This is a genomic window from Paenibacillus konkukensis, assembly GCF_023523925.1.
In the GTDB taxonomy this organism is placed as follows: Bacteria; Bacillota; Bacilli; order Paenibacillales; family NBRC-103111; genus Paenibacillus_S; species Paenibacillus_S doosanensis.
In genome coordinates this window covers 6,856,206-6,875,091 of sequence record NZ_CP027059.1, presented here as the reverse complement: position 1 = coordinate 6,875,091, position 18,886 = coordinate 6,856,206, and the positions used below count along the sequence as shown (strand labels likewise).

Here is an 18,886-nt window from a genome sequence, read left to right as displayed (position 1 = left end):
CTTCATCCTTTGTCTTAGGAGTCAAGTCAACCGCATGATGAACGCCCTGTCCGGAATGGAGTAGCCGGGGGAAGGCTTCCGGACAGCCTTTCCCATAAGTCCGTATCTCCAGGCTGAAGCCACGATGGGATTGAGAAATGGAAGATTTCGGCTGCCGGGTCTGCGTCGGCTGATGGAGCTGCTCTCAAGCCGTAACGATGGCTTGCTTCCCATTCTTCCATGGTCTGCCGCTTGCCGGAGTTACCCGCAGCAGCAGCAGCCTGCCGGTATACTTCCATTGTCTCTGCAAGCATTCGATCGGCAGACCAACGAGCCGTTCCCCATACCTTCGCGTTCGTTTGCAACCGCTCGCGCAGCTCGGGTTGATTCCAAACCTCGGCTATTCGATCGGCCAGCTCCGCAGCGTTCCGCTTCCGGAAGAGCAGCCCGGTCACTCCGTGCTCGACCATTTCCGGGATGCCTCCGGCATCGGAAGCTATCACGGCTTTGCCTGCCGCCTGTGCTTCCATAATGGAGTAAGGATGCATATCGTGCAGAGACGGAAGCACCATCGCATCCGCTTGATTCAAAAGATCGGGAACGTCGGAACGGTTGCCCATGAATAAGACTTGGCCGCTCACCTGTTTTTCCTTGCAATATTGTTCCAGATCCTCTCTTAGCGTACCGTCTCCGATCAGCCAGCAGCCAAAATCGCTTCGCCGCTCTTTCAGTATGCTCAGCGCATCGATAAGCGTTCTATGATCCTTCTCAGGAACAAGACGCGCAGGGCAGGCGATAACAAACGACTTATCGCGCGGTTCTGCCCGCGTGCCTGCTTCCTTATTCATACGGGCATAGAAGGACGGCAAATCGATCCCGTAAGGAATGACCGTAAACCAGCAGCTGGGGCAGCCAAACTGCTCGCCGGTTTCCCGGACCTGCCAGCGGGTTGGAACGATGGTCCGGTCTGACGAGCCGTGTCCGTAATACTCCTCCGCCGCAGCATATTTCCACATCAGGCTCTCTTTGCTCGCGATCACGCCTGCGTTCAAATATTCTTCGGCTACGATGCCGTGAACGGTCGAAATTAACGGGATATGATCGGGCTTGATCCGGCTTAAAGCCCGCGCCGATACAATGTCCTGGGCGTGAATGACGTCATACCGGCCTACACCGAGCAAAGATACTGCAAGCTCGAACGTATACCGTTCAATTTCTTTCCAGCGAATATAGGAGTCGACATGAGGCAAATAGGTTTCATAGTAATAGAACAGGATGTTGAAGATGGAGGCTTTGATGGTCTGTTTATCTACAGACTGGCCGGAGCGAAGAAGGTAAATGGATTTCATATCCGGGTGATGAGCCAGTACGTCTACATGATGTCCGTTCTCTTCCAGCTTTTTTTGCAATGTCCGGACATACGCGTTCACGCCTCCCACATGAGGCAAGCGCCAGTAGGTCGCAAGGAGAATTCTCAATCATTACCCTCCTTTGCAGCCAGCCACTTCATAAACTGTATATCCGGTATCGAATAACCGGCAGGAAGATGCCGGAGAATCGCAGGCCAGGGTCCGGTATCCCAGCTTCTGTCCGTCTCGAACAGAAAGAGGCTTGCCGGCCAAACCGATGCTTTGACGGCGTTCGGTTGAGCGGGTTGAACCGATGCGCGCGCTTGATCATACACTTGCATGATCCGGCGGTATAAAGAGTCCGAGGACCAGCGCTTGATCCCTCTTGCGCGCGCGGCTGCCTCCATCCTCCGCCGCAGCTTAGGTCGATTCATGATCGTCAGCAGTTTGTCGGCGAGCTGGGCGGCGTTTTGTTTTTCAAACAGCAGCCCGTTCTCTTCATGCCTGATCATTTCCGGGATTCCTCCGGCATCGGATGCAACAACGGCCGTCCCGGCAAGATGGGCTTCCATAATCGCGAACGGATGGTTTTCCTGCAGTGAAGGGAGGATCATAATGTCCGCGCGGTGCAATAGTGCGGGAACATCGGCCCTGTCACCCAAAAAGATAACGTGATTTTCCAGCTTTCTGGTCAACCGTTCCTTTTCAAGCTCCGCTTGCAGCTCTTTTTGGTAGCACCCTCCAATAAGCCAGCAGACGAAATGGTCCTGCTTTTCTTTCAATAGACTTAGTGCTTCCATCAGCGTTTTATGTCCTTTAATCGGGTCTATTCTGGCGACGCATGCCATTACAAATGTGCCGGGAGGCGGCTCTATGGAAGAATCCGGTTCAGCCTTCATCCGCCGGAGAAACTGCTCAACGTTGATCCCGTACGGGCTTATTTTCAACCGTCTCTCCGGAATACGGAAAACGTTTCGGAACTCATTCTTCATCCACTTTGTCGGGACGAGAGTGCAGTAAGGCGAAACGACGCCCAAACGCTCCTGCTCCGCCATATATTTCCATTGCAAACTTTCTTGGTCCGTTATCCATCCGTAGTATAAAAGCTCCTTGGTATAGATGCCGTGGATGGTGGCGACCAGCGGAACTTGCTCCGGTTTCACTCTTCGCATGGCGCGTGCGGATATAACATCCTGGGCGTGGATAAGATCATATTGATGCAAACGGAGCAAGCTGGCCGCCAATTCGAACGTATACCGGCCCATCTCTGCGTTCAGCACCCAGGGATCGACATTCGGCCAGTGTTGCTTAAAATAACGCTCGGTTTCTCCGTAAACGACATTCCTGATTTCCGTCTTGTCGATCGTCGCACCGCCGTTAACCAGATAGACGGTCTGTTCCATACTCGGGTGATGGGCCAGCACATCCACTTGGTGCCCATGTTCTTCAAGCTCTGCTTTTAGCACGTTGATGTAGGTGTTCAGGCCTGTAAATGTCGGAAGTGAAAAATAGGTCGTTAGCAGTATTCTCAACGAAGCTCCCCCTCTCGTCCGTTTGTTCTAATTCACCCTGCGACAAAGCAGGAAAAACTGGCGATCCCTTCGGGCATCCCCAGCTCGTTCATGTGATGAGTGCTCAGGGGTAGGCGGACGTTTGTGTCCCGTCATGGTTGTCCCTCCCGCTTGAACGCCATGGAGATCCGGCAATCGTATTCTAGGAGTCTGTCCGACGGAGTTACTTTTGTAGGTCCCTTCGGAGTTAGACTCGGTTTTCAAATGATTTTTCATCACGATTTGAGTATAATCACTGTGTCTTTCTTTGCCTTTGTGGGAGTTACGCCGCTTTTTTACGTTTTTGGGCAGACCTCTCCCGTTTATACACCGTGGATGGTTTGGGATATTTGGCAGAATGAAGCTTTCTTAAATTATAGCTTAAAGCCAAAAGGACGAACTCACCCTCAACCTTATCTTCGCCACGGAGGTGAAACTGACGAAAGCCCTGACATTCTTTCATTTGCCCCCACGCGGGTTCCACGATGGCTTTACGTAACCGGTAAATGTCTTTACCGGCATCGCTTTGCACTTTGGTTCTCATGGCTTCTCGGATCGGATCGCCTTCATTGCGTTTGACCCTTCGTTTACCGGATCCGGACTTAACGCAGTCCTTTTGAAACGGGCAGGTCAGGCAGGCATCGCTCATATACACCCATTGAGTCGCTTTTTGAGGATCCTTTTCATAGTATGTGTACTTGTGGATCAGCGTTTGTCCCGCTGGGCACACATAGGTATCCGTTTCCGGGATATACGTAAAGTTGGTTTTATCGTACGGATTCCCGTGCTGCTTGTTTTCACGGGTTGCCGCGATGTAGGCGTCGGTCTCGGCCTTCGTCGCCGCCTGAATGTTGTCCGCACTAAAGTACCCTGCGTCCGCACTCACTTTCTCGGGCACCTTTCCCGTTATGTTGCGGATGGAACCGAGCACCGGCTGGAATTGGTGTTGGTCGCTGCTGCTAGGGTTCATCTGCAGTCCGACGATGAATCCCTGATCCGCATCTACGGCAATTTGCGGATTATATCCTTGGATGACGCCTTGGGTTTTCGTATCCATGATTTGGGAATCTGGATCGGTAAAGTTGAATTGATCTTTGTCCGGTGTCTTCGATTCCTCTACCGGTTTGCGAGTTTCCAACTGTCTGAGCGCCTCTCTGATTTTTTCAAGTCGGGATTGGCGATTGGTCACCGATTCCGGCAACAGCGAAAGGGGCTCTTCGTTCTCTTGGTCGTCTATCTGGCCGGCTTGCTCGAGAGCTTCGCGGATTTCCTTTTCCAGACGCTCGATTTCCTGGTTCATCCGATCTCGCGACATCGACTTATGCTTCGATGCATGGGCTTTCAGCTTCGAACCATCGATGCTGACATGACCGAGGGACACGTACCCTAGCTGTATGGCGATGTGTACCACTTGTTTGAAAAGTCCCGGTAATGATTCGAGGTGATCCTTTCGAAAATCGCTGAGCGTACGGAAATCCGGTCGATGGCCGCCACATAGCCAACGAAAAGGAATATTTTCATCCATAGCCTGACGAAGGGTCCGGGAGGTGAACACACCCGTAGCATAGCCATAGAACCATAACTTCAAAAGCATGGCGGGGTGATAGGCTTCTTCTCCGCGATGGGAATACCGATTTGTCATGACCGTGAGATCCAACTGATCCACGATGTCGCTAACAAGCCGCACTAAATGATCTTCAGGGATCCAATCGCTCAAATACATCGGAAACAATTCACCTTGTTCCGTGGAGTAAGATTTAAATTTTGCCATAAACCACACACCCTTTTTTACCAGATAAACAGATTACAGTTAAGTTTCGCGACGAAACTATGCTTTTCCTGTTTCGTCGGACAGACTCCTTGTACGCGGACGCCAAATTCGCCGTATGCGTTCTCATGCGGCGCAGCCCGAGCCGGTGCCGGTCAAAATTATTCGGATTGCTCTCCCCGTCGCGCCGTATATACGGCAGCCCGTCCGCGGTTTCGGGATTCGGCCACCAATAGTCGCCGTTGGAATAAAAATCATGGATGCCGCCTTCGCTCATCGGGGCGACATCATCCGTAATATGCACGGTATCGGCGTGCAAAGAAGCCTCCGCCTGCCGGAGCAGCCGTCCGCGGTCGATGAAAGCGAAGCGCTCTTCTCCGCGGCCGTTATAGTCCTCCGTCGTTCTCATCATGGCTTCCCCTCTCCTTCGTTTCGCAGTCGATCATCACGTGAATCGTATCGCCTTGATGACGGTTTCGCAGCTCGAAAGCGCGGGCGACGTCTTGTAGCGGGATGACATGGGTAATCATTTCCTCCGTATTGACCAGGCCGTCCAACACCAGGCGCAGCCCCTGATCGAAATAGCGGCGGTTGTCGATATCCCGCTTCGGCTCGGTGGACATAATGTCCAGCCTTTTTTTATGAACCTTGAAAAAATCGACCGGCTTATGGCATGTGCCGATACAACCGTACATCACGATACGGCCGTTCTGGGCGGCGGCATCGATCGCGTCGACCATCCCGTCGCCTTCGAGCAGGCAGGGGATCACGACATCGAACCCGTCGGGGAAGTCGTTCCCGACAATATCCATCGTACGCGCATCGGCCGAAGGCAGCTTGTAAGTATGCGTCGCTCCGTACTTGCGGGCAAGCTCCAGCTTCTCGTCGAACAGATCGGTGACGACCAGATTGCGCGGGCTGAACAAGCTGACCACCTGCGTCATCACGAGCCCGCTCACCCCCTGGCCCATGATAAGAACGTTTTTATGAGGGGAGATGTCCCCAAGCTCGGCGGCATGGATGATTCCGGGAAGCACTTCGATCAGGGAGCCCTCGATGAGCGGCAGCTCCTTCGGCAGCACTTTGACGGAGAACGGCGTGCAGCATACGTATTCGGCGAATGCCCCCCATATATAGCGGAGAGCGACATGATCTCCCTCCCGAAGTCCGATAACGTTCGGACCGACCTTGTCGATGATGCCGGCGACCTCATGCCCGAGACGCGTCGGATAAGAGATGAACTCCGGCTCTCTTGCTCCGCGGAACACCTCGACATCGCTCCCGCAAATGCCGACCCATTTGATTTTGACGCGAATCTCGCCTTCGGCCGGCTCCGGAATGAGCGCCCGCTTAACCGTAATACTGCCGATTTCTTCTACGACCGCGCACAGCTGCGTATCATCCCCGCAGGAGTCGACCAGCTGCATCGGCGGAACGGACATTTTTCTAACCATTGGATTAGCCCCTATCCCTTATAAGTTTCGATCATTTCAAATTATAAAGGATGCCGCTTGAGGCGAGTATGGATAAACTTCATCTGTTTATGGTCATTATTCAGTTCGTACGGACCGCGAGATAGAACGGCCGCAATAAGCCGCAGGCCTTACATTAAGGGACAATGCGCCACACATTCGCAAAATCTTCATCCAGAATAATGTCCTTGCCGACAGCATGAATTAACGATTCGCGGTATTGGGACGGCGACTGGCCGAGACGTTTTTTTACGATTTTCGAAAAATACTCCTGCGTCCACCCTACCTTCTCGGCCACCTCGGTGATCGGCAGCGACGTAAATTCCAAATATTCCTTGGCTTTTTCCAGACGGATTTCCTGCAAATATTGGATCGGCGTCATCCCCGTCTTGTCGCTGAACCGCTTGATCAAATAATTAGGGTTAAAGCCGAAACGTCTCGCCAGCATATCCAATGTGATTTTGTCGGAAAAATGGGCTTTCATATATCGGACGACCGGCTCGTCATTGCCCGCTGACGGGAATGCGGCATACGAATCGCTCCAGTCGGACTTCTCATCCAGCAGCATCGTGACCAGCGTGCCTTTCAATCCCGACTCAATGCCGAGCGGATGATGCGCCTTAGGATTTCTCATTTGATGAAGCGACATTTTATGCCACCGCTTGAGATCGGCCAAATGCGCGCCGGCGCATAGGCAGCTAGGCTCCGCTTCCTCCAGACACTCCCGGAGCTGCCGGTCCAGCAATTGAAACTTGTAATCCAGCGTAATGGCGGGGCTTGTAAAACGGAAGCTGTGTGAAACCCCTTTCAGAAACAAAAAAGCAGACCCTTCTTTGGCCTCGCAGCTTTGTCCCCCGATCACCGTCTGGCCTTCCCCGGACAAAACGACCAGCAGCTGGTCGTAATCCGAGTGCATATGCGATTCAACCCGGCTGCCCTGCGAATAATCGATCCGCGCCGTCCAGAGCAGCTTCAATTGGGAGTCTCTAAGTGGTTTCATCATTGGCCCCCGTCCTGTTTTGACATTCAAATTCGGCTCTGTGATCCGTCTAAGCCATATTTTATAACAAATCTGCGGCAGAAGCCAGAAAGCCCGCTCCCCTCAAGCGCATAGGAAAAGCTGCCTCCCCATACAAATAGTACGAAAGCATAGCAGGAAGCGAGGTGGACTTTTGGACTATCGCATCATCCGTTCGGAGACGGCCGCTATGGTAAATCGGCTGAAGCAAATGCAGCGGCCTGACGGCTCCTGGCGGCTCTGCTTCGAAATCGGCACGATGACCGACGCGTATTTGATCATTTTGCTTCGCGCTCTCCGGCGCGACGACGCCGAGCCCCTCATCCGCAAGCTGACGGAGAGAATTGTCGACAAGCAGGAAGAAAGCGGTGCCTGGAAGCTGTACTATGATGAACAAGAGGGTAACCTGGACGCGACGGTGGAAGCCTATTACGCGCTCCTCTACAGCGGCTATATAAGCCCCGAAAGCCCGAGGCTGAAACGGGCGCGGCAGTTTATCGTCTCCCGCGGCGGTCTGTCCAAAGTGCGCGCGATGCTTACCCAAGTCATGCTGGCGGCGACCGGTCAGTCACCGTGGCCCGATATGCTCAAGGTGCCGGTAGAGCTGCTGCTGGCGCCGCCGTGGTTTCTGTTCAGCATTTACGATCTGTCCGGGCATGCGCGGGTACATCTCGTTCCCGTCATGATCATGGCAGGCGCAGGGTTCGGCCTGCGGCACGAGCAATCGCCGGACTTGTCCGACCTCTATATCGGAGGCAAGCAGCCGTTTGAGAGCCACGCATCATGGCTGCCTGCGCTGCACAAGCTTTTGGAGGCTGTCCCGCCGCTTCACTTCCCGATCCATCAAGCCTCGCTGGCGGCGGCGGAGCGGTTTATGCTGGATCGCATCGAGCCGGACGGGACGCTGCTGACCTATTCCACCGCCACGATGCTGATGATCCTCTCCCTGATCTGTCTCGGCTACGACGGCAAGACGTCGCCGGTGATCAAGAAAGCGATCGGCGGGCTCTTTACCCTGCTGTGCCAGGACGAACGGAAAGCGCATCTGCAGGTGTCTACCTCGACGGTATGGGATACCGCTATGTTAAGCTGCGCTCTGCAGCAGGCCGGCGTTTCTGCGGCTCACCCCGTCGTGCGCAAGGCGGCGGAATATTTGCTGCCCCGCCAGCAAACCCGCTATGGAGACTGGGCGCTCCGCGCCCCTCATACGCCTCCCGGCGGTTGGGGCTTCTCGGATATCAGCACCTTGTACCCGGATATCGACGATACGACGGCGGCGCTTCGGGCAACCCGCGCTTATTCGGGACAAGGAGGAAACTCCTTCCTGCAGCCCAAGGCGGAGCAGGCCTGGCATAAAGGAACCGCATGGGTTCGTTCCATGCAAAACGATAACGGCGGCTGGCCCTCCTTCGAGAGAGAGCCGCACCCGCAGCTGCTGCAGCTATTCCAGTTTGACAGCGCGGAGGATATCGCCGTCGATGCGTCGACGACGGATTTGAGCGGGAGAACGCTGCAATTCTGGGGCGACGAGGCCGGCTTGACCCGTTCAGAGCCGTTTATCCGCAAGGCAGCGGATTGGCTGCTGAGTCAGCAAAGGCCTGACGGCAGCTGGTTCGGACGCTGGGGCATTTGCTATATTCACGGCAGCAGCGCCGTAGCGACGGGCTTACTAGCCGTCGGCTTGCCTGCGGACCATGCTGCGATACGGCGGGCCGCCGGGTGGATCGAGAGCGTCCAGAACGAAGACGGCGGATGGGGGGAATCGTGCCGGAGCGACAAAGTGAAGCGTTACGTTCCGCTTGGGAATAGTACCCCATCGCAGACCGCCTGGGCACTGGATTTGCTCATTGCCGTTCATGACCGCCCTACCCCGTCCATCGAGCGGGGCATCATGCGCTTGATCGAGCTGCTCCGCCAGCGCGATTGGCGGTTCGACTATCCGACCGGCGGCGGGCTGCCGGGAAGCGTCTATGTCAACTACCACAGCAACAACTACATCTGGCCGCTGCTGACGTTCTCCCGTTATTTGCGCCGGTATGGCGGCAGCATCGATCCTATGTAAACGAGGCGGCGGTGCGCTGCGGCTTCCCCGTCCGCAGCAACGGCAAAAAACCGCCTTCGACGATTGACGCGAAGCGCGGTTTTTCGGTGTGGGACGCCTGCAGGAGCTTAAGCTTTAGGAAACTGTCCGGCGGAGTTCTACATCGGACAGACCTTAGTTCATCGTGCGAGGCGACGATTCCAAGGAAGCTGCAGGCTCGACATAAGCGGTGCAGTATTTGCAGCGGATCGCCTGCTTGGGAATTTCCGATAGGCATTCCGGGCATTCCTTGGTTTCTTTTTTCGGGTCCACAGGCTTGTCGTCCTGCTTTTTGCGCAGCCGGTTCAACTGCTTGACCACAATGAAGATGACGAAAGAAACAATCAGGAAATCGAGCAGCGTATTGATAAATACACCGATGTTCAGCGTCGGAGCTCCCGCCGCCTTGGCTTCGGCCAGCGAAGCATAGCTGTTGCCGTCCAGGCTGACGAATAAATCGGAGAAATTGACCTTCCCGAGCAGCAGCCCGATCGGCGGCATCACGACATCGTTGACGATGGAGGTAACTACTTTACCGAAGGCGCCGCCGACGATAACGCCGATCGCCAAATCGATCATATTGCCTTTCATCGCAAATTCTTTAAACTCTTTAATCATTTTTGAAGCCATATGGAACTCCTTTATCGTTTTTTTCTACTATCATAACCGATTTTGTCCCATTGGTCGATCATTCAAAGCAAGAATGAGATGTTTTTCACAAAACCGTTTCCCATCTGCCGGTAACTATCTTCCGTAAAATCAAAAAACGGAACCCGAATGACAGGTTCCGTCCTCCATTGTCCCGCTAACAACTTAGCGGCTTGCTTTTTTCTTGGAAACAGCCACAATCAGCGCGACAATCCCCAAAATGAGCGCGATAATTGACAAGTACAGCGGCGTTTGCGATGCGGCCGATGCCGCAGAAGGCTGCCCGTCGTGTCCGCCGCCGGCCGTACTGCCTGCGGAAGCCGCCGTATTGCCATGGCTATCCGTAGCCGCCCCGTCCGGTTTGGCCGATACTTTTGTGACGGAAGCCGGTTTATCCGAACCGTTCGCGCCGACCCATTCCACAACGCTGCCATCCTTGTAGGTTTGATAAGCTTTCCAGGTAATGCTGCTGGCGTTATCGGCCACTTTGCCTTGCATGTAAAACTCTCCGAATTCCGTTGAAGACAGACCGTCGCCGGTAGCCGTCCAGGTTACGCTTGTAATTTTGCCGGAAGCGTCCTTCGTCAGATCGTATTTCCAGCCCGGCTTCGGCTCAAAACGGCTGATCGAAACGGAATCGATCGGAATTTTCACTTCTACCTTTACCGTCGGAATATCTTTCTCCGTCGGCACGCGTACGGCAAATTTCTCATAAGTGCCTTGAACGGTTTCGGACGGAAGCACCGTCACGTGCGCGCTCGCTATTCCCCCGCCCAGCATGGTAAACAGCAAGCAGATCATTAAAATAATACTCGGTTTTTTCAACATGTTCTTATCTTCCCTTCAGACGTCATTATTGCCATCAAACAGGCTGTTTAAAAGTCCCCTTCCGGCCGGAAGCGGGCGGCCTTTAAACTACTCCCCTAATGTACAGCAAATAAAAGCATCTGAATATGACCCCATCGGGCTATTTGCGGGATTGTTTTTGACTATACTGTGTCAGCCCCTGACGGATCGCATAGGCGGTCAATTGAACCCGGTTATCGAGCGACAGCTTAGCCAAAATGTTTTTGATGTGATTTTTCACCGTATTCTCGGTTATAATGAGCTGCTCCGCGATTTGCCGGTTGCTGAGCCCGCTGGCGACGCACATCAGAATCTCGCCTTCCCGCTGGGAAAGCACGTTCGGCTTGGTTTCTTCCACTGCCTGGGAGGGAGACGAACGGAATTGATGAAACAGCCGATCGGCCATATGCCGGGAAATTTCGCTGTTATCGTCCAAGAGACCGCGCAAATAAACGATCCAGTCATCCGGGTCCATATTTTTGAGCAAATATCCTTGCGCGCCGCTTTGGATCGCCGTGAACAGGTCCGCGACATCGTCCGAAACCGTCAGCATAACGATGCGAATATGCGGATGCTGCTGCTTGATTTTGCGCGTCGCTTCAAGCCCCGTCATGCCCGGCATCTGAATGTCCATCAGGACAAGGTCCGGCATCAGTTCGCCGCATAAGGCAATGGCCCGCTCTCCATTGTCCGCCTCTCCTACAATCTCGAAGCCTTCCTCGCCTGCGAGCAGCGCACGCACTGCTCTTCGGGCCAACGGGTGATCATCGGTGATCAGCACCCTGTAGTTCATGGCGTCACTCTCCTTTGCATCGGTCCTGAGACGACCAGCTCCGTTCCGCCCTGCGGCGGCGTCGTCACATCCAATTCTCCTCCCAATTCGGCGGCATGCTTGCGCATAAAAGACATTCCATAGCGGTTCGAGTGCGCCTCTTCTGGCATCTTCAGACCGACTCCGTTATCTCTGACGCGCAATTGCCACCGGCCGCCTTCCTCCATTACTCCCAGTTCAATTGAAGCGTGGTCCGCCTGCGAATGTTTGCGGATATTGGTGAAAGCTTCGCGAATAATCGCGAACAGCTTCACCTCCGCCGAAGTCGTCACAATGTCTTCCGGCACTTCAATTCGCTGCTCGACGGCAATGCCGGTAATCCCGCTCCATTCTTCCAGCCATGAACCGAGCCGCGCGGTAAACGTGGCGCCTTCCTCCGGATTTGTCCGCAAATTGAATATCGCCTGCCGGAGATGGTGGTCGATTTCCGAGACGGCCGAACGCGCCTCCTGAATTCGTCCTTTTTTCAGCTGTACGTTAAGGAAAAACAAGATTTGCGCGATGTTGTCGTGCAGCTCCTGAGCCAGCCGCTCCCGCTCTTCGTACACAGCCCTCTTCGACTGCTCGGCCGACAGTCTGGCGCTGATGCGCTGAATGCTGTGAAACATCCAGGAAGCGAACAAGTACGAAAGAAACAGCGTAAGAATCGTTATGTACAGGTTGCCGGTTTCCATGGACAGCTCGTCAAGCAAAAAATCATGGCGAATATACTCAAACCCGCCTATAATGACCGGCGGTACAATAATAGTGAGCAGCTTTAACGTGCGTAAAGACATGCTTTCTTCACCTGCCTTCTCCCCTCATAAACTGCCGCTTCCCGCTCATAAAACCGCTATGAAGCCGGAAGCGGCGCTTGCATCCGCTGTTAGCCTGCTATCATTATACACTGAAAAAAAGCGGAATGCTTTCGGGAATCGCACAATCCTGGCACCCGGCATAGAGGAAGCTCGGCGGCTGAAGCTACAGGTCCTGCGTTATTCTTTTCTCACGCTGGCGGTAAATTCCGTCCAAGGGTCATGCACCGTAATGATCCGGTCGGCGGTCTCGGTATGACCGTTCGGCCAGACTGCGGTAAACCGGAATACATAGCTTCGATCCGGCAGCGTCTCGAAATCGTCCCGCTTCATCTGCCCGCTCCACTGGACGTTCCCTGAAGAAGGAAGCATCGTTTCGTCCAGCTCCGTATAGGACATATGAGCCTGAACCGCACCCGCGGGCTGGTTCGTCACGGCCGCCAGCACGAATGCTTCACCCGACCAAAACATATCGTAAGGGCGCGGCCTCTCCGGGTCCCCCGTCTTCTTGCGGTTGTAGCTCTGTCTGTTCTCGTTCCAGCTATCCGTATGGCGTACGAAGCCCTCTACGTTTAGATCCCCCACCGGAACGACCTTTGTCACCGTATCGGAAGCGCCGTGTATATCGGTTGCGGTCAATGTCACTGTGTAGTCCCCGGGATGATAATCCGTTATATTGCCCGGGATGACGGCGTCTTTGGTCGTTGGTTCGGCATAGTAAACAGGTCCGTTAATTTGCCACACGAACTTGAGCTCATCACCGTCCGGGTCGGTTGAACGGTTGATCAGGTTGACGGTATCCCCTTCAAATGCCGGCTTCGGAGTCCAGTCAAAATCGGCATTAGGCGGCCGGTTAATCATCATCCAAGTTTGCGGCGACCAATTGGAAGCCGCGTCGTACTGATCCCAGACCATTACGCGGACCCTTAGCTTCTGACCTGTCGGCAGCTCGATTGGCACTTGCATACTACCGTTATTAGACGACGTATGCTGCCACACTTTCCCGCTGTCGTAAATGATATTATTCGCTTCATTCGCGATCTGGATTTGGTAGTAATCGAATATGGCTCCCGCATCGGGATCGGTCTGCGTCCAGGTTAACGTCGGTGTCCTCGTATTCACGATATTCGGGTTATCCTGCGTTCCGTATGGAAAGCTCATATATGCCGCCGGCGGACTATTGGTGGCCATCCAGCCGACGTTACTCCATCCGGACCAGGCTTCGCCGTCGCTTACCCTGACTTGCGCCTGATATTTGCGTCCCATCGTTAACAGGTTGTCCATTGTCCATGCCCAGCTGCCAGCTGTCGTACCCATCAGTTTATTGGTCACGCATTCGACGCAGCCGCCCCATTCATCTTTCACGTTCAGATCGAACAATTCAAAAACGGTATTCGGATCAGGGTCGGATTGATTCCATTGAATCGTTGGCTGCAGGCTGACCGGCGTCGGATTGCTCTGGCTGCCTGTCGGGAACGTTAGGGTTACGCTTGGCGGATGATTCGGCGCCGCTTGGCAGCCGCTGCAAATATCGATCGTTTGCTCATACCAATCGGACCATGCATTGTATTCGTCCGCTACGGCCATCGCCACAATATACGTTCCCGTTTCGGTCGGGCGAATCAGCTTGCCATCGACGCGTGTGCCCGATGGTGTAACGTAGTAAAACTTTTTCTTGTAAATCCCGTGACTCGTCGGATAGTCCGCTTTATTCTGGCAATTGCCGGAGTTGTAGCAATGGTCCGGATCGTAGCTGTAATCGGTCCATTCAACTAATTTGGTTCTGCCGTTTTGCAAGATTGTGAAATTGGAAATCGGTCTGCGATGTACAATTAAATATTGCGTATACCAGTCCGAATATTTCGAGTATGCTTCAAACATCAAATCGCCGTTTGCAATTCGATGGTCCGGATGCGGATCGTCCGGTACGCGATAGTCGATTTTGTACCTCCCCACTTTATCGAACGTTAAAATTTGATTTTGGACCGTTTTTCCGTTATACGCAGATAGGCCGGATTTGCCGTCTCCTACATCCAGGAACATCGTCGTATCGACGTGCGCGTACATCCATTGGGTTCTTGCGTCCAGTCTCGGGTCTTTCTCCGGATCGTCATATTTCACATCGTACGACACGGCTGTATCGACGATAGCCGTTCCCGGCGTTGCAAAGCTGCCGTCGGCATTGCTCCATTGATAGGTAATCGATCGGAACTGGCTGCTGTCCGCCGTAGAGAACGGCCCCAGCGTCCCCGATCCGAACATGCCGTCGGTCGCATCCATGACCAGAGTGTTATTTTCATACACTTTGATTTGGTTGCCGGAAAGCTTAATCTTATATGGAATCCACGCATCGTTCGCAGCGGACCGGTTAATTCTTTTGAGCTCGGTTTTTCGCCCAGCCGCAATTTTGAGCAGCCGCAGGCTGGATTGTGTCGATTCCAGACGATACATATTTTGATAGTTTTGAATCCGGAAGCTCATGCCCGCAGCCATGTTCGGATGATCCAAATGAGTTTTCATGCTCCAAAGAATCGTCCCGTTCGTAATTTGCTGCGATGACGTATTGACAAGCTGGCCGAATGTAAATGGTTCGTTGGAGCGGTCCGGCTGCCCCTCGCTCGGATTGAAGTTGTAAACATAAATTTGACCAGAGTCCCGGATAGCATATTGATTATCCGATATGATTGTTGCATCGATTGGCAAACTGCTGTTGGTTACAGCCGTATTATAGCTTAATTCAACCAGCGTATTGTTTTTCCAGCCGTATCCGTTCTGATAGCTGTTGTAATCGAAATTTTCCAAGTGTGTAGCAGCGGCGCCCGTTTCCGCCCCCGTCGAGAGATTAATATAGACGGTTCCCGATTTGGTCATATAATCGTCCCAATCATAATAGGACCAATATAGACCAGCAGTATTCCCATCCTCTGATATACTGGTCAGGTTGACAATGTCGCCTCGACCAACAACCCGGACCGTAGTGGGTATCCCCGTATATGCATCGAAGCGGTATATCTGGAACGACCCGTTCAACATTTGACCTGCATAGTAGTTTCCTTTGGCATCCATTAATACTCCAGTATGGCTGTCACTCCCTGTTGTTGACCCTAATTTTTGGTCAGGTATTGATTCTTCGTAATAATGCAAGGGTGGTGGCGATGCTGCAACCTGCATTTGCGGGAATGCCGGAATCGAGTCATAGGATATTGTGCTATACGGGTGCACTTTATCTGCAGCCGTATAAGATGTGATCGTTCTTGCCGTCAAGTTAATTTCCTTGTAATCATCAACAAATTTTAGCCTTGAGAACAGATTGGGCCGTGTTCCGTCCGCCCATTCCGCTTTCTTCCCGCTGGCTTTATAACCTGGACCTGAACCGTACGTCACCACTCTGTCCCCACTTGCTGCGACGCCTGTATTTCCGCTCCGCAGTGTAGCCAAACTCCAACGAGTCCACTTCTGCTCATATCGGTAAAGGCTCGTTGCCGTTCGCGGTCCGTCCGTCCATACGATCATAAGCTCATCGGTTGCATCATTAAAATACACTTGGCTATTCTGGTCATACGTAAAGTAGACCAGTTTTATAGGTGAATGGTTTGGACTTACCAAGTAAAGATCAAGATGCGATGATAGGTACTCTCTGGCGATGTATTCGTCATTCCCAATAGCCACAACGTTAGGCTCGATAAAAGTTCCACCAGTTAAGAGACTTTTTCCGTTGAGGCCCATATTTCCGTTCCCCATCGGTAGTGAATAATACTTTGGACCTTTTGAGCTATCTTGAGATCGTTTACTGCTCACCAATTCCCCATTTGGACCTACCGACCACGATTTGTACATACTGGACTTGTCCAAGCTGGTATTCGTCCAATTGACTAAATCGGTTGCTTTAAACCCTGCCACATTGACGGGCATCGGCTCGCTAGCCGTTCCGGTCACTGTAAATTCCACGCTCGGGTTATCGTTGATGACCTGAACCGTGTAATCTCGATACGCCGACTTGCCGTACCATTCCGGCTCCTTGGCATAAACGCGGAAGCAATAATTCCCTACGCGGTTCGGGTTAAACGTAAATTCTTGATTATTGTCGGAGTAATTTGTCTCATTGACATTACATGCGCCGTTGTTGGACCAATCATACCCGCCCGTTACTTTGTAAATTTCAATGCCGTCGCCGTCCGGACTGTACGACTTGTTTTTAAACTTCTGCGGCCCGCGGCTCATCGTGCTTAAGTATTGGAAGTCGATGATCGGCGGATCGTCTGGCGTGACCGTTATATAGTGATAATCCGGCGCGATGGATTTTAGCCCCGTATTATCAAAAACATGAAGTGTGACCGTTACTTTCCCTGTCTTCGCGAAGGAGCTGCTGATGCCGTCCCAGGAAGAAGTCGTTCCATCAGTCCACACAGCGGAGCTCTTCCATTCGTCGCGGGCATGATCAATGGTACGTCCCGTCACCGGGGAATAACTGGCTAACGAATCGAGCGGCGGATTCAGAGGCCGATTCTCTTTGACGACCGTCGCTCCGTTGATAACCGGTATGGGCGTCGGCCCTTGCACATCCAGGAAGGCGCAAGAAGGTCTTTCGGGCTCATTTCCCCGTATGTCTTTAATAGTAGCACATACTTTATGAGAACCTTCCACACTTGCCGTAATATTGCGATACGAATTCGCGTTGTAGGGCTCTTTCCATCCGGAAGCTGCCGGAAGCCCTTTAATCCAATCGGTATTGCCTTCGCTGAATAACCATGTTCGGAACGTTTCATCGCCGTCCGGATCTTCTTCTTTTTTAACCTTCAAATCAACGATATCGCCCACCACTGCTTCGGTAACTTCTTTCCCGTTTTTGTACCATGCGATTTCGATGGTTGGCGGATGGTTATTCGGATCGGTTTTAATTTCGAACGTTTTCGGTCCGATCGGATCGGATGAACCGCAGGTTGTGTTGATTATCATATACACAGTGACAGTCCCTTTCCCGATGCCGCCGCCGTACGTCATGTATCCTGAATCGTAGACAAACCAATAATTGGCGTCCTTCGGACTTAACCCTCGCGGGTAAAACCGTAAGCTTCCCTGAGTAAAGGTAAATTCGTGAGAAACGTAAGCGCAGCCGTTGCCTCCGGTTACGGAGATATTTTCTGGCTGCACCAGGTTATCGTCGCCAAAGTAAATGACCGGATTCATGATCGTGAAATCCCCGGTAATTTTCAAATCGGGCGGTTTGGGCTGTGACGAATCGCAGCCGCCCGCGGGCTTGGCTTGAAAAGTTTCGGTACGAGAGTTGTTGCTTTCATCATCTTCAGCTATCGCATTGTCGCTATCGACATAGACGGTGATTTGCTTTTCAACTTCGGAGCTGAAGGTGTAGTTGAAGGTTCCCGCCTTAGTTTCGTTCAATGCTAAGCTGGAATAGGAATCTGATTTGATTTCTGTTCCATCTACTCGAACACTCACCTTAAATGGGGTATTGACAGCGGGTCCCACATTTTTAATGGAATATTCGAAGGAAGCCTGCTGTCCTACAGCGATACAAACATTTTTAGAGGCCAACCCTGTTACAGTGAGGTCCGGCTTGGCCGGAGGCGGAGCTGTGGTAACCCGGATCGCCATCGCAGGATATTTATATACGTGACCAACCACGTTGAGCTTCCACGAGTTATACCAGCGGACAACAACTCCGTTAGGGTTTGAATAGTCCGGTGCTTCGTCTGGTGGAACATCAAAGATTGCTTTGTAGTTAAACCGGTAATGAAGTGTGTTCGGATCGATATGTCCGGTGGTAGTGATATACTGAATATTGTTTTGCTTCAAATTAAACGTACCATTCTGGTCATCAAACGTAAATGTTTCATCGAATTTCATGTCTAATACATATTTTGGATTGATTTCAGTAACTCCATCTGGAAGGAACAAATGAATGTTCGAAGCTGAAAGATATCCTTCTCGGTAATCCATTGCAACGTTACAAGGAACGGTGAGAGGATAGGAAGACGGCAATCCTCCACTTGTATTTTCAGCAGTAAATCCACTACACATTCCACCAGGTGGAAGATCGTAGATATCAGTGGTATTGATATAATGCCTGTGAGCTACACCATCCTCTTTATCGTCGTAATCGTACATCCAAATATTCTTTTTCGTTGGGTCGCGGAACCATTCATAATAGCCTTCATCAATACCCACATAGGAATTACCATTCTTAGTACTAACATTAATAGTCTCAATGGGTTGAACAGACTCTGGAATTCTATATAGATTCTCACCCACATTGATTAATTGTTGTAACGCAGTATTGCTTTTCTTATCAATTAGTTCTACCTTCTGTATAACTTCATTGCTACTGTTTGGGACAGTAACATCAAGGGGTTTTATGCCATTGGTACCAGATATGAAATATTCGTTTGTAGAAATTCCCGGAATGATTGTTCCTGAAGTAAAGTTTACTTCTAGGTCTTGCGAACTTGCGGCATAAGTGTTACTTGAAAATTTTAGACCCAATGATGAAATAATCATCATTAATAAAAAGCAAGACAGCATTTTTTTCATT

Annotated in this window: 12 protein-coding genes; 1 reads left to right on the top strand and 11 read right to left on the bottom strand. The window is 52.1% G+C overall.

Translation table 11 applies throughout. The features are described 5' to 3' along the window. Positions 1-26: 26 nt before the first annotated feature. From SK3146_RS29810 to SK3146_RS29785, 6 genes are all read right to left on the bottom strand, one after another. Positions 27-1,457 (bottom strand): glycosyltransferase family 4 protein, encoded by a 1,431-nt coding sequence (locus SK3146_RS29810; protein ID WP_249862187.1) that lies wholly within the window; start codon positions 1,455-1,457, stop codon positions 27-29. Further along, positions 1,454-2,860 carry a glycosyltransferase family 4 protein gene (locus tag SK3146_RS29805; protein ID WP_249862186.1) on the bottom strand — a complete coding sequence of 469 codons (1,407 nt, stop codon included), beginning with the start codon at positions 2,858-2,860 and terminating at the stop codon, positions 1,454-1,456. The genes SK3146_RS29810 and SK3146_RS29805 overlap by 4 nt, the downstream gene beginning before the upstream one ends. Before the next feature lie 301 nt (positions 2,861-3,161). Continuing rightward, positions 3,162-4,649, bottom strand: coding sequence for an IS1182 family transposase (locus SK3146_RS29800; protein WP_249861446.1), 1,488 nt, complete (start codon positions 4,647-4,649; stop codon positions 3,162-3,164). After that, positions 4,636-5,058 carry an alginate lyase family protein gene (locus SK3146_RS29795; protein WP_249862185.1) on the bottom strand — a complete coding sequence of 141 codons (423 nt, stop codon included), beginning with the start codon at positions 5,056-5,058 and terminating at the stop codon, positions 4,636-4,638. Before SK3146_RS29795 ends, SK3146_RS29800 begins: the two co-directional genes overlap by 14 nt. Next, complete coding sequence (locus SK3146_RS29790) at positions 5,033-6,100, bottom strand: zinc-dependent alcohol dehydrogenase (protein ID WP_249862184.1); 1,068 nt, start codon at positions 6,098-6,100, stop codon at positions 5,033-5,035. The genes SK3146_RS29795 and SK3146_RS29790 overlap by 26 nt, the downstream gene beginning before the upstream one ends. A gap of 154 nt (positions 6,101-6,254) precedes the next feature. After that, complete coding sequence (locus SK3146_RS29785) at positions 6,255-7,121, bottom strand: AraC family transcriptional regulator (protein ID WP_249862183.1); 867 nt, start codon at positions 7,119-7,121, stop codon at positions 6,255-6,257. 169 nt (positions 7,122-7,290) lie between these two features. On the opposite strand from SK3146_RS29785, the gene SK3146_RS29780 reads away from it, so the two are divergent. Further along, positions 7,291-9,198, top strand: a complete 1,908-nt coding sequence (locus SK3146_RS29780) for a terpene cyclase/mutase family protein (RefSeq protein ID WP_349655169.1) — start codon at positions 7,291-7,293, stop codon at positions 9,196-9,198. A gap of 153 nt (positions 9,199-9,351) precedes the next feature. Here the strand turns inward: SK3146_RS29780 and mscL are convergent, their stop codons facing one another. The 5 genes from mscL to SK3146_RS29755 all read right to left on the bottom strand — a co-directional run bounded on the left by mscL (position 9,352) and on the right by SK3146_RS29755 (position 18,885). Beyond that, positions 9,352-9,834 (bottom strand): large conductance mechanosensitive channel protein MscL, encoded by a 483-nt coding sequence (gene mscL, locus SK3146_RS29775; RefSeq protein WP_249866483.1) that lies wholly within the window; start codon positions 9,832-9,834, stop codon positions 9,352-9,354. Positions 9,835-10,029: 195 nt separating this feature from the next. After that, entirely contained in the window at positions 10,030-10,692 is a 663-nt protein-coding gene (locus SK3146_RS29770; protein WP_249862182.1) for a YcnI family copper-binding membrane protein, read from the bottom strand. Positions 10,693-10,831: 139 nt separating this feature from the next. Next, positions 10,832-11,503, bottom strand: coding sequence for a response regulator (locus SK3146_RS29765; protein WP_249862181.1), 672 nt, complete (start codon positions 11,501-11,503; stop codon positions 10,832-10,834). Beyond that, on the bottom strand, positions 11,500-12,318 hold the full coding sequence (locus SK3146_RS29760; protein WP_249862180.1) for a sensor histidine kinase: 819 nt from the start codon (positions 12,316-12,318) through the stop codon (positions 11,500-11,502). Before SK3146_RS29760 ends, SK3146_RS29765 begins: the two co-directional genes overlap by 4 nt. Positions 12,319-12,516: 198 nt before the next feature. After that, positions 12,517-18,885 (bottom strand): CARDB domain-containing protein, encoded by a 6,369-nt coding sequence (locus SK3146_RS29755; protein ID WP_249862179.1) that lies wholly within the window; start codon positions 18,883-18,885, stop codon positions 12,517-12,519. Between the last annotated feature and the right edge of the window lies 1 nt (position 18,886).